Below are 12,722 nucleotides of genomic sequence, written 5' to 3'. Positions count from 1 at the left end.
TCTTCGGCGGGTTCTCGGCGTAGGCGATCGTGCCGTCCGGCCGGTGGTGGAACCACTCGGGGTGTTTCTGCACCCAGGGATGGTCCGGGGAGCACTGGAGGGCGAAGTCGAGGGCGATCTCCAGGCCCAGTTCCCTCGCCTGCTCCACGAACCAGACGAAGTCGTCGAGCGTGCCCAGGTCGGGGTGGACGGCGTCGTGCCCGCCCTCCGGCGACCCGATCGCCCAGGGCACGCCCACGTCGTCCGGGCCGGGCGTGAGCGTGTTGTTGCGGCCCTTGCGGAAGGTCGTGCCGATGGGGTGGATCGGCGGCAGGTAGACGACGTCGAAGCCCATCGCGGCGATCGCGGGCAGCCGGCGGGCGGCGGTGCGGAACGTGCCGTGCGGGCGCTCGGGCGTGCCCTCCGAGCGCGGGAAGAACTCGTACCACGCGCCGTACAGGGCCCGTTCGCGCTCCACCAGCAGCGGCAGCGGCTCCGAGGCGGTCACCAGCTCGCGCAGCGGATGACGGCCGAGGACCTCGTCCACCTCCGGGGTCAGCGCCGCCGCGAGGCGGGAGGCGGCCGGGCGGGTCTCGTCACGCAGCGCGTCGACCGCGCCGAGCAGGACGTCCCGCCCGCCGGGCTCCTCGGGCGGCACTCCGGCCGCCGCGCGTTCGTGCAGGCGGGCGCCCTCCTCCAGGACCAGCTCCGTGTCGATCCCCGCGGGGATCTTGATGTGGGCGTGGTGCCGCCAGGTGCCGACCGGGTCGCTCCAGGCCTCCACCGTGTACGTCCAGTGGCCCGGAGTGTCCGGGGTGACGTCGGCGCCCCAGCGGTCGGTACCGGGGGCGAGTTCACGCATCGGTGTCCACGGGCCGGGCCGGCCGGCCGGGTCGCGCAGGACGACGTTCGCGGCGACCGCGTCGTGTCCCTCGCGGAACACCGTGGCCGAGATCCGGAACGTCTCCCCGGTGACGGCCTTCGCGGGCCGGCGGCCGTGTTGGACGACCGGACGGACGTCGAGGACGGGTATGCGCCCCACGGCGGGCACGGCACCCGCGGAGGATCGCTCCGGGGCCGGCGGGCCGGCGTCGGCGGGGCGCGCGGAAGAACCCTTTCCGGGCTTGGTGCGGGGGGATGTCGGGGGTGCTGACGAGTGGTGCGTGGCGGGCATGACCGCTCCTGTCCGCATCAACTTGGGTGGGCGGATGGATGTGGGGAGGTGGGTCCTGCGGGGGAGTTGCCGGGCGTGCCGGGGTCGTGCGCGGCGTCCGGGCGGGCCGGGTCGGGCCCGGTGGTGCCCGGGTGTGCCGTGAGCGTCTTCGGGTTGTGCCTGGGGTGTGTACCGGAGGAGCCTTCCCACCCTTTTCGGGTGAGCAATCCGACACTTTGCTAACTACTCACGCGTATGTCTGCGTACAAGTCCGGCCCCGTTCGCGGGGAACGGGGCCGGTGACGGAAGCCGCCGCTAGGACCGCGGCACCCGCAGGAGTTTGTTCGGCGAACCCGGCCCCCGGCCGGAGACCTTGCCGTTCGACGCGCCCGAGACAAGGGCCCGCTCGACCTGGGCGGGTGTCGCCCTCGGACGGGCGGCCAGGTACAGCGCGGCCGCGCCCGCCGCGTGCGGTGCCGCCATCGACGTACCGGAGTAGGCGACGCGTGCGGTGTCGCCGGTGTGGGACGCCGAGACGATCGACACGCCCGGGGCGAACAGGTCGAGCGCGGAACCGTGGTTGGAGGACGCCGACTTCGCGTCCCCGCGGTCGGTCGCGCCGACGGTGACGGCCTCGCGGACGCCGGCCGGGGAGCCGAGGGCGGCCGAGCGGCCCTCGTTCCCGGCGGCCACCGTGTAGGTGACGCCGGAGCGGACCGAGGCGCGGACGGCGGCGTCCAGTTGGGCGTTGTAGCGGCCGCCCAGGCTGAGGTTGGCGACCGCCGGCTTGCGGGCGTTGCGGGTGACCCAGTCGATGCCCGCGACGACCCGTGCGGTGGTGCTCGCCCCGGCGTCGTCGAGGACGCGGACGGAGACCACCTTGGCCTTCTTGGCGACGCCGAGAACCGTGCCCGCGACGGTGGCCGCGACATGGGTGCCGTGGCCGTTGCCGTCCGTGGCGGTGCGGTCGCCGTCGACGAAGTCCCAGCCGTGGGACGCCCGGCCGCCGAAGTCCCGGTGCGTGGTGCGCACACCGGTGTCGATGACGTACACCGTCACCCCGGCGCCCGCGGACCTCGGCGCGGAGTACGCGCCGTCCAGCGGCAGGCCGGCCTGGTCGATCCGGTCCAGGCCCCAGGACGGCGGGTCGGCCCGGGTGGTGACCGCGGGGTTCCGGTCGAGCGTGACACGGGTGTCCTGCACGACCGAGGCGACGCCCGGGTCCGCCGCCAGGCGCCGGGCCTGTCTCTCGCTCGCGTGGACGGCGAAGCCGTTGAGGACCGTGCCGTAGGTGTGGCTGATTCTCGTCCCGTACCGCGCGGCCAGGGCCCGCCCGGCGGCCGACGGGGCCCGCACCCCCTCCTTGAGCGTCACCAGGTAGCTGCCGCCGACGGATCCGGGTCCGCCGGCGCCACGTATCGTCCCCTCCGGTGCGGCGTGCGCGGGCAGGGTGACGGCCGACAGCGCCACGGCCGTGGCGGCCGCGGCCAGACCCCCCGCCCGGCGCAGACGCCGTCTACGCGTCCGTGCCATGGCTCGAGTTCCCCTCCTCGACTCGGCGCACGACGGCCGTGCCGCGTCGGTGCGGCCGTGCCGGGTACGCCCCTCGCAGCCTCTCGTGCGGGCCGAAGCGCCACAAGGTGGCCTACGGGGGTGGAATCGGCCATACAGGGACCACGGGGTCGTACGGTTCAGATCGAAATCCCCAGCGAGTCGGGTCGAAGTCCACAGCGAGGTCCGCTCCGGCGCCGGTACCGTCTTAGAAGACGAAGACGCACAGCGCCGTGCGCCTTGTTCCTCACAGCACGCCGAGGTGGAATGTGAAGGCGATCCGTCGATTCACCGTCCGACCCCTTCTTCCCGAACCCCTCCGGCCACTCAGCGACCTGGCCCGCAATCTGCGCTGGTCATGGCATGCGGAAACCCGTGACCTCCTCCAGTCCGTCGATCCGGGGCAGTGGGCAGCCTCGGGCGGCGACCCGGTACGGCTCCTCGGCAGCCTGCGCCCCGAGCGCCTGGCCGAGCTGGCCGAGGACCGCCGCTTCCTGCGCCGGCTGACCGCGGTCGCCGACGATCTGCACGACTACCTGACCGGCGACCGCTGGTACCAGACGCAGACGGCCGAACTCCCGTCCGCCGTCGCCTACTTCTCCCCGGAATTCGGCATCACCGCCGCGCTGCCCCAGTACTCCGGGGGCCTCGGCATCCTCGCCGGCGACCATCTCAAGGCCGCCAGCGACCTGGGGGTGCCGCTCATCGGGGTGGGCCTGCTGTACCGGCACGGCTACTTCCGCCAGTCGCTGTCCCGGGACGGCTGGCAGCAGGAGCACTATCCCGTCCTCGATCCCAACGAGTTGCCGGTGACCCTGCTGAAGGAGGACGACGGCAGCCCCGCACAGGTCTCCCTCGCCCTGCCCGGCGGCCGGCAGCTGCACGCCCGGATCTGGCTGGCCCAGGTCGGCCGGGTGCCGCTGCTGATGCTCGACTCCGACGTCGAGGAGAACGACCTGCGCGAACGCGGGGTGACCGACCGGCTCTACGGCGGCGGCAGCGAGCACCGGCTGCTCCAGGAGATGCTGCTCGGCATAGGGGGGGTCCGGGCAGTGCGGACGTACTGCCGTCTCACCGGGCACGCCCCGCCCGAGGTGTTCCACACCAACGAGGGGCACGCGGGCTTCCTCGGCCTGGAGCGGATCGCCGAACTGTGCGCTCAGGGGCTGGACTTCGACTCCGGTCTGGAGGCGGTCCGGGCCGGCACGGTCTTCACCACGCACACGCCGGTACCGGCCGGCATCGACCGCTTCGACCGGGAGCTGGTGGCCCGGCACTTCGGCCCCGACGCCGAACTCCCGCACATCGACGTGGAACGCGTCCTGCGGCTGGGCATGGAGACCTACCCGAACGGCGAGCCCAACCTCTTCAACATGGCTGTGATGGGCCTGCGCCTGGCCCAGCGCGCCAACGGGGTGTCGCTGCTGCACGGGCAGGTCAGCCGGCAGATGTTCGCCGGTCTGTGGCCCGGCTTCGACGCCGACGAGGTGCCGATCACCTCCGTCACCAACGGGGTCCACGCCCCGACCTGGGTCGCGCCCGAGGTGCTGCGGCTCGGCGCCCGCCGGATCGGCCCCCAGCGCGCCGAGGACGCGCTGAGCGTCGGCGGCGACGACCGCTGGGACTCCGTGGCGGACATCCCCGACCAGGACATCTGGGACCTCCGCCGGGACCTGCGCGAACAGCTGGTGCTGGAGGTGCGGGACCGGCTGCGGGCCTCCTGGCGGCAGCGGGGCGCGGGGACGGCCGAGCTGGGCTGGATCGACGGTGTGCTGGACCCCGACGTCCTCACCATCGGATTCGCGCGCCGCGTCCCGTCGTACAAGCGGCTGACGCTGATGCTGCGGGACCGGGACCGGCTGATGGAGCTGCTGCTGCACCCCGAACGTCCGATCCAGATCGTGGTGGCCGGCAAGGCGCACCCGGCGGACGACGGCGGCAAGCGGCTCGTCCAGGAGCTGGTCCGCTTCGCCGACGACCCGCGCGTGCGTCACCGGATCGTCTTCCTCCCCGACTACGGCATGGCGATGGCGCAGAAGCTCTACCCGGGCTGCGACATCTGGCTGAACAACCCGCTGCGCCCGCTGGAGGCGTGCGGCACGTCCGGTATGAAGGCGGCGCTCAACGGCTGCCTCAACCTCTCCGTGCTGGACGGCTGGTGGGACGAGTGGTTCCAGCCCGACTTCGGCTGGGCGATCCCCACCGCGGACGGCGCGGGCACGGACCCGGACCGCCGCGACGCCATCGAGGCGGCGGCGCTGTACGACCTGCTGGAGCAGCGCGTCACCCCGCGTTTCTACGAGCGCGGCCAGCAGGGCCTGCCCGACCGCTGGATCGAGATGGTCCGGCAGACCCTCACCCTGCTCGGCCCGAAGGTGCTGGCGGGGCGCATGGTCCGCGAGTACGTCGAACGGCTCTACACTCCCGCCGCCCTGGCCCATCGCGCGATGGACCCGGACTCCGCCCGTGACCTCGCCGTCTGGAAGGCGCGGGTGCGCACCGCCTGGCGGGGGGTCGCCGTCGACCACGTCGAGACCTCGGCGGCCGCGCCGACCGCCGAGCTCGGTACGACGCTCTCGCTGCGGGTCCGGGTCCGCCTCGGCGACCTCGCCCCCGACGACGTCGAGGTGCAGGCGGTCTCCGGCCGCGTCGACGCGGAGGACCGCATCACGGACGCGTCGACGGTCCCGCTCAAACCGGTGGGCGGCCCCGACCTGGAGGGCCGCTGGGCCTACGAGGGCCCGCTGTCCCTGGACCGCACCGGCCCCTACGGCTACACGGTCCGCATCCTGCCCAGCCACCCCCTGCTCGCGTCGGGCGCGGAACTGGGCCTGGTCGCCGGGCCCTCGGAGGAGCTGGCGGAGGGGGCGGGAGTGCTGATGCGGTGAGCGGGACGCGCTCGCGGCCGTGCCGGGTCCGCCGCCCGGCACGGCCGCGGCGTACGGGGAACCGTCCTCCTACCGTGCACCCGGCGGGCTACCCGTCGCCCTGTGTGGACAACCCGCGCAGCACCACCCCGCACCGGCGCGCGTACGCCTGTTGCAGGCCGCGGGTGGCCGGGCCGCCCGCGCGGGCGTACCACTTGGCGGGGCGGCTGAAGGCGGAGACGGTCAGCCAGACCGTTCCGTCGCCGGTGCGGTCCACGACGAAGGCCTCCTCGCCGCACTCCGGGTGGCCGTGGAGCGTGCCGTAGGCCCAGCCGGCGCGGCGGCGTTCCTCCGTCGTCCAGATGATGCGGCAGGGGGCCTTGATCAGGCCGGCGAGGGTGACGGTGACGTCGACGCCGGGGGCCGCGCGGTCGGCGGTGGCGGATATGCCCACACCCAGGGCGCGGTGCATCTCCCAGGTGAGGACGGCTTCGGCGGCGCGGCGGAAGACGTCCTCGCCCTCGCCCAGGCGCGTGCGCACGTGCAGCGGGTGGAAGCCGGGCGGGCAGAAGCCGGGCCGGTCGCGTGTCGCGCCGACGTCGTCGTACGTGAAGTCCTGGGAAGGCATGGGGCCCAAGCGTAGGGCGGCACCCGGGGATGCCTTCGTCCCGGGTGCCGCCCGTGCTGGTGCCTGGGGATCAGGTGACGTTGACCGCCGACCAGGTCGCCGCCACCGCGTTGTACTCGGTGCTGCCGGAGCCGTACAGGTCACGCGCCGCGTTCAGGGTCGCGGTGCGCGCGCCCTTGTAGTTCGTGGTCGACGTCATGTACGTGGTCAGCGCCTTGTACCAGATCTGGACGGCCTTGTCGCGGCCGATGCCCGTGATCGTGGAGCCGTTGGAGGTCGGCGAGTTGTACGAGACCCCGTTGATCGTCTTCGCGCCGCTGCCCTCCGACAGCAGGTAGAAGAAGTGGTTCGCCGGGCCGGAGGAGTAGTGGACGTCCATGCCGCCCAGGCTCGACGACCAGTAGTTCGCCGAGCTGCCGTCCTTGCTCGGCTGGTCCATGTAGCGCAGCGGGGTGCCGTTGCCCCGGATGTCGACCTTCTCACCGATGAGGTAGTCGCCCGGGTCCTTGGAGTTGGCCGCGTAGAACTCCACCGCCGTGCCGAGGATGTCCGACGTGGCCTCGTTGAGGCCGCCCGACTCACCGGAGTAGTTGAGGCCGGCCGTGTTCGAGGTGAGGCCGTGGGTCATCTCGTGGCCCGCCACGTCCAGCGACGTCAGCGGCTTGACGTTGCCGTCGCCGTCGCCGTACGTCATGCAGAAGCAGCTGTCGGACCAGAAGGCGTTGACGTACGCGTTGCCGTAGTGGACGCGGGAGTAGGCGGCGACGCCGTTGTTCTTGATGCCGTTGCGGCCCAGGACGTTCTTGTAGAAGTCCCAGGTGACCTGGGCGCCGTAGTGGGCGTCCACCGCGGCGTTCTGGTCGGTGGAGGAGCTGGTCACGGTGCCGGTGCCCCAGACGTCGTCCGCGTCGGTGAAGAGCGTGCCCGCCGAGGAGGACGTGGAGCGGGCCTTGTTGTACGTCTTGTGGGCGCCGCGCGAGGCGTCGTTGAGCTGGTAGGTCGAGCCGGACTTCGCGGTGCCGATCGTCACGGTGCCGTTGTACTGGCTGTGGCCCGTTCCGGTCTGGATGGCCTCCCACTCGTACAGCTTCGCGCCGGTCTGCGCGTCGGTGACGACGTGCAGTTCCTGCGGGGTGCCGTCGTGCTGGAAACCGCCGACGACGGTCTCGTACGCGAGGGTCGGCTTGCCGTTCGCCGCCCAGACGACCTTGCGCGGGGCCTTGTCGGCCGCGGACTTGGTGGAGCCCTCCGCCTGTGCGGCCTTCAGGGCCTGCTTCTCGGCCGCGGCCTGGGTGACGTCCGCGGTGAGGTCGGTGACCGCGACGTCGGCCTTCGTGGCCTTGGTGACGCCCTCCGTCGCGCCGGACGCCGACTCGTGGACGACCAGGTCGCCGCCGAGGACGGGGAGTCCGGCGTACGTCCGCTCGTAGCGGGTGTGGGTCGAGCCGTCGGCGTCCTTGATGACGTCGCGGACGACGAGCTTCTCCTGGGCGCCCAGGCCTATCGCGTCCGCCGTGTCGGCCGCGGTGGCCTCCGCCTCCTTGAGCAGGGCGGTGCGGGCGGCCGGGGTCAGGGCGACCGGGACGGCGTCGGCCGCGGCCTTGGCGGGGGCCGGGTCGTTCTGGGCGGAGGCGCCGGTGGTCATGCCGGCGGTGAGGAGGGCTCCGGCGGCGACGGCGGTCGCGATGGCCAGAGTGGTGCGCTTGTGACGCGCGTAGAAGGGGGTCACACGAGCTCCTTGGTGTGGGGAAGGTGCTGTGGTGCTGGTGCGGCGGGTGGAGGAAGACTGACACTTAAGACGCGTACATGTCAGGAGTGATCGGTGATGTTGGCCGAAAGTCGACCGTCAGGTGAACTCACGGCAACGTGAACGAGCGCCGCCCCGGCGGGAGATGACCCGCCGGGGCGACGCCTTGTCGGAAGACCTGGACTGCCGGGCGACCTACGGGAAGGTCAGCTTCCAGCTGTTGATGTAGCCCGTGTCCCGGGCCGCGTTGTCCTGGACCCTCAGCTGCCAGACGCCGTTGGCGACCTCGGAGGAGGCGTTCACCGTGTACGTGGTGTTGAGGTTGTCCGTGCTGCCACCGGTGCCGTACCCCTTCAGCGTGTACGCCGTGCCGTCGGGGGCGATCAGCTGGACACGGAGGTCACCGATGTAGGTGTGGACGATGTCCACCGCCACCGCCAGGTTCGACGGCGCGTTGCCGGTGCGGCCGGAGACGGTGATCGACGAGTTCACCGCCGCTCCGTTGTCCGGGATCGCCACGTCGGCCGTGTTCTCGAAGGACGTGCCACCGCCGCCGCCGTCGCCGGGACGCGCGCCGACCGCGATGCCCGCCCAGGCGTGCGCCACCGCCGCGTACTCGGGGCTCGTCGTGCCGTACAGCTCACCGGCCGCCGCGAGGGTGCCGGTGCGGGCGGCCGCGTAGTTGGTGGTCGAGGTGAACTTCGTGGTCAGCGCGCGGAACCAGATCTTCTCCGCCTTGTCGCGGCCGATGCCGGTGACCGGGAGGCCGTCCGCGGTGGGCGAGTCGTAGGTGACACCGTTGATGGTCTTGGTGCCGCTGCCCTCGCTCAGCAGGTAGAAGAAGTGGTTGGCGGGGCCGGACGAGTAGTGCACGTCGATCGAGCCGATGCCGGAGTACCAGTTGTCCTTCGACGAGCCGTCCTTGCTGGGCTTGTCCATGTAGCGCAGCGGGGTGCCGTCGCCGTTGATGTTGATCTCCTCGCCGATGAGGTAGTCACCGACGTCGGAGGTGTTGTTGGCGTAGAACTCGACGGTCGCGCCGAAGATGTCGGACGTCGCCTCGTTCAGACCGCCGGACTCGCCGCTGTAGTTGAGGCCGGCCGTGTTGGAGGTGAGGCCGTGCGTCATCTCGTGGGCGGCCACGTCGATCGACGTCAGCGGGTTGGCGTTGCCCGACCCGTCGCCGTACGTCATGCAGAAGCAGCTGTCCTGCCAGAACGCGTTGACGTAGTTGTTGCCGTAGTGGACGCGGGAGTACGCGCCCACGCCGTCGCCGCGGATGCCGCTGCGGCCGTGCACGTTCTTGTAGTAGTCCCAGGTCAGCGCGGCGCCGTAGTGGGCGTCGGCGGCGGCCGACTCCAGGTTGGACGGGCTGCCGTTGCCCCAGATGTCGTCGGCGCCCGAGAAGAGCGTGCCGGTGCCGGAGGTGCCCCGGTTGAGGTTGTACGTCTTGTGGTTGCCGCGCGCGCCGTCGGTCAGGTTGTACGTCGACCCGGACTGCGTGGTGGTGAGCGGGACCTGACCGCTGTACACCGTGTTGCCGGTGCCGGTCTCGACGGCCTCCCACTCGTACAGCTTCGCGCCCGTCGTGGCGTCGGTGACGACGTGCAGCTCCTGCGGCGTGCCGTCGTGCTGGAACCCGCCCACGACCGTCTCGTACGCCACCGTCGGCGTGCCGTTCGCCGCCCAGATCACCTTGCGCGGCTCGCGGTTGACGACGGGGCTCTTGGCCTCCTCCGCCTTCGCGGCGGCCAGCGCCTGCGCCTTCGCCTTGGCGGCGGGCAGCTCCGCCGTGGTGGTGGCCGGCGCGATCGCGGCGCGGGTGGCCTTGACGACGGACTCCGTCGCGCCGGCCGGGGTGCTCTCGACGACCAGGTCGCCGCCGAGGACGGGCAGACCGGCGTAGGTGCGCTCGTAGCGGGTGTGCACCGTGCCGTCCGCGTCCTTGACGACGTCACGGACGACGAGCGCCTCCTTGGCGCCCAGGCCCAGCTCCTTGGCCGTCCGGGCCTTGTCGGCGTTCGCCTCGCGTATCAGCTCGGCGCGCTGGGCGGGGGAGAGCCGGACCGACTCCGAGCCCGGGATCACCTGACCGGCCGCCCGCGGTGCCTTCTCCGGGGCGGCCGTCGCGGCGCCGGACTGCACGGCGGCGGCGAGGAGCGCGGAGACGCCGACGAGGGCGGCGGCCGCGGCTCTGCGGTACGGGGTGTGGGAGGTGCGTCTGCGAGAGGGACTGCTGCTCACACTGACTCCTTCTGCGCGGCCGCGGTGTGCGCGGCCTGGGGAGACCGGCGGGCGGGTGGGCCCGTCCGGGCACGACAAGGGCGGTACGCAGAACGGTGGCGCTGTGGGGTTGCTGTGAAGTAGCAGAGGGAAGAGTGGCAGGCGGTGGCGCTTTCTGTCAGGGGCGCGTCAGGAAGTTGGCCGGAAACGGTCCGTTGTCCGGGAGTTCATGTTCGATATACGGACCCGTCGGGTGCCGGGCGGGGGTGTGCCTCCCAGGCCAAGGACGCCGGCGCCGGCTCAGCCCACCTTCAGCAGCAGCACCGCCCGGGCCGGCACCGTCACCGCCGTCCCCGCCCGGTGGGTGACGCCCGGCGGATCCGCCTGCTCCTCCCGCGAGGTGTCGACGACCACCTCGTACCGCTCAGCCCACGGCGGACCCGGCAGCACGAAGCTCACCGGCCGGTCCCCGGCGTGCAGGACGGCGAGAAAGCTGTCGTCGACGACCGGCGCGCCCCGCTCGTCCCGGCCCGGGATGTCCCGCCCCGACAGGTACATCCCGAGCGCGGCGGCGGGCGCGTACCAGTCGCCCTCGGTCATCTCCGTGCCGCGCGCCGTGAACCAGGCCAGGTCCCGCAGTCCGTCCGCCGAGTGCGCGGCGCCCGAGAAGAACGCCCGCCGCCGCAGCACCGGATGCCGGTGGCGCAGCGCGATCAGCCGGGACGTCAGGTCGAACAGCGCCTTCCAGCCCGGGTCCTGGAGCAGCCCCCAGTCCAGCCAGCTGACCTCGTTGTCCTGGCAGTAGGCGTTGTTGTTGCCGCCCTGGGTGCGCCCCAGCTCGTCGCCCGCGACCAGCATCGGCACACCCGTCGACAGCAGCAGCGTGGTCAGCAGGTTCCGCAGCTGCCGGCGCCGCAGGGCCCGTACCCGCTCGTCGTCCGTCTCGCCCTCGGCGCCGCAGTTCCAGGCCCGGTTGTCGTCGGTGCCGTCCCGGTTGCCCTCGCCGTTGGCCTCGTTGTGCTTGTGCTCGTACGACACCAGGTCCCGGAGGGTGAACCCGTCGTGCGCGGTGACGAAGTTGACCGACGCGTACGGCCGGCGCCCGCCCCAGGCGTACAGGTCGCTGGACCCGGACAGCCGGTAGCCCATCTCCCGTACATCGGGCAGCGCGTGCCGCCAGAAGTCCCGCACGGCGTTGCGGTAGCGGTCGTTCCACTCCGTCCACAGGGGCGGGAAGGCACCCACCTGGTAGCCGCCCGACCCCACGTCCCACGGCTCGGCGATCAGCTTCACCCGGCGCAGCACCGGGTCCTGCGCGATGACCGCGAGGAACGGCGAGAGCATGTCGACATCGTGCATCGAGCGGGCCAGCGCCGCCGCCAGGTCGAAGCGGAAGCCGTCGACGCCCATCTCCGTCACCCAGTAGCGCAGCGAGTCGGTGATCAGCCGCAGTACGTGCGGCTGCACCACGTGCAGGGTGTTGCCGCAGCCCGTGTAGTCGGCGTACCGGCGGGCGTCGGACTGCAACCGGTAGTACCCCCGGTTGTCGATGCCCTTCAGGGACAGCGTCGGCCCCAGCTCGCCCGCCTCCGCCGTGTGGTTGTAGACCACGTCGAGGATGACCTCGATGCCCGCCGCGTGCAGCGCCCGCACCATCCGCTTGAACTCGCCGACCTGCTGCCCGGTCGTGCCGGAGGAGGCGTAGGCGGCGTGCGGGGCGAAGTAGCCGATGGAGTTGTACCCCCAGTAGTTCCTCAGGCCCCGGCGCAGCAGGTGGTCCTCGTGCGCGAACTGGTGGACGGGCAGCAGCTCCACCGCCGTCACGCCCAGCTTCACCAGGTGCTCGATCGCCGCCGGATGCGCCAGGCCGGCGTACGTGCCGCGCAGTTCCTCCGGGATTCCGGGGTGCAGCCGGGTGAAGCCGCGCACATGCAGCTCGTAGATGACGGAGTCCGCCCACGGTGTCTTCGGCCGGCGGTCGTCGGCCCAGTCGTCGTCGTCGTGGACGACGACGCCCTTCGGGACGTACGGCGCCGAGTCCCGTTCGTCGCGCACGGTGTCCGCGACGTGCTGCTGGGGCCAGTCCCGGACGTGCCCGTACACCTCGGGAGGCAGTCCGAAGGAGCCGAAGTCGCCGTCCACCGCGCGCGCGTAGGGGTCCAGGAGCAGCTTCGCCGGGTTCCAGCGGCCCCCGGTCCACGGGTCCCAGCGGCCGTGCACCCGGTAGCCGTAGCGCTGACCGGGCATCACACCGGGCACGAAGCCGTGCCAGATCTCGTGCGTCAGCTCGGTCAGCCGGGCCCGGGTCTCCCGGCCGTGCTCGTCGAACAGACACAGCTCGACCGCTTCCGCCCCGCCCGCCCACAACGCGAAGTTGGTCCCGGCGACGCCGTCCGGCCCGACCCGGAACCGGGCCCCGAGCGGCGTGGACGCGCCCGGCCACACGGGCACGCCGGGCGTCCTGCGCCGTGCCCCGTTCACGACGGCGGACGCGCTCGTGCGCTCCGCCACCGCCTCCTGCTCGGCTGCGCTGGACACCGTTGCGCCTCCCGCGGCTCGTGGAACGACGGCGGC

7 protein-coding genes are annotated in these 12,722 nt (G+C 72.4%); 1 reads left to right on the top strand and 6 read right to left on the bottom strand.

Translation table 11 applies throughout. From position 1 onward, the window contains the following. A partial coding sequence (locus ALMP_RS41810; protein ID WP_264937268.1) for a maltotransferase domain-containing protein occupies window positions 1-1,153 on the bottom strand: 1,153 nt, incomplete at its 3' end. 294 nt (window positions 1,154-1,447) lie between these two features. Continuing rightward, on the bottom strand, window positions 1,448-2,665 hold the full coding sequence (locus tag ALMP_RS41805) for a S8 family peptidase (protein ID WP_264937267.1): 1,218 nt from the start codon (window positions 2,663-2,665) through the stop codon (window positions 1,448-1,450). A gap of 287 nt (window positions 2,666-2,952) precedes the next feature. On the opposite strand from ALMP_RS41805, the gene ALMP_RS41800 reads away from it, so the two are divergent. After that, window positions 2,953-5,571: a glycosyltransferase family 1 protein gene (locus tag ALMP_RS41800; RefSeq protein WP_264937266.1), complete on the top strand. Its 2,619-nt coding sequence runs from the start codon at window positions 2,953-2,955 to the stop codon at window positions 5,569-5,571. Between the two features lie 88 nt (window positions 5,572-5,659). On the opposite strand, the gene ALMP_RS41795 is transcribed toward ALMP_RS41800, so the two are convergent. From ALMP_RS41795 to glgX, 4 genes are all read right to left on the bottom strand, one after another. Then, complete coding sequence (locus ALMP_RS41795) at window positions 5,660-6,178, bottom strand: DUF1990 domain-containing protein (protein ID WP_264937265.1); 519 nt, start codon at window positions 6,176-6,178, stop codon at window positions 5,660-5,662. Between the two features lie 70 nt (window positions 6,179-6,248). Continuing rightward, window positions 6,249-7,907: a M4 family metallopeptidase gene (locus ALMP_RS41790; RefSeq protein ID WP_264937264.1), complete on the bottom strand. Its 1,659-nt coding sequence runs from the start codon at window positions 7,905-7,907 to the stop codon at window positions 6,249-6,251. Between the two features lie 213 nt (window positions 7,908-8,120). After that, window positions 8,121-10,169, bottom strand: a complete 2,049-nt coding sequence (locus tag ALMP_RS41785) for a M4 family metallopeptidase (protein WP_264937263.1) — start codon at window positions 10,167-10,169, stop codon at window positions 8,121-8,123. A gap of 279 nt (window positions 10,170-10,448) precedes the next feature. Next, window positions 10,449-12,686 (bottom strand): glycogen debranching protein GlgX, encoded by a 2,238-nt coding sequence (gene glgX, locus ALMP_RS41780; RefSeq protein WP_264937262.1) that lies wholly within the window; start codon window positions 12,684-12,686, stop codon window positions 10,449-10,451. Window positions 12,687-12,722: the final 36 nt, after the last annotated feature.

The organism is Streptomyces sp. A012304, from assembly GCF_026008495.1.
GTDB lineage: Bacteria > Actinomycetota > Actinomycetes > Streptomycetales > Streptomycetaceae > Streptomyces.
This window is presented reverse-complemented; position numbering and strand designations above follow the sequence as displayed.

What these genes read in the sequence shown, in the direction of transcription:
- ALMP_RS41805 (WP_264937267.1), bottom strand. Translation starts at nt 2,665, where the DNA reads ATGGCACGGACGCGTAGACGGCGTCTGCGCCGGGCGGGGGGTCTGGCC.
- ALMP_RS41795 (WP_264937265.1), bottom strand. Translation starts at nt 6,178, where the DNA reads ATGCCTTCCCAGGACTTCACGTACGACGACGTCGGCGCGACACGCGAC.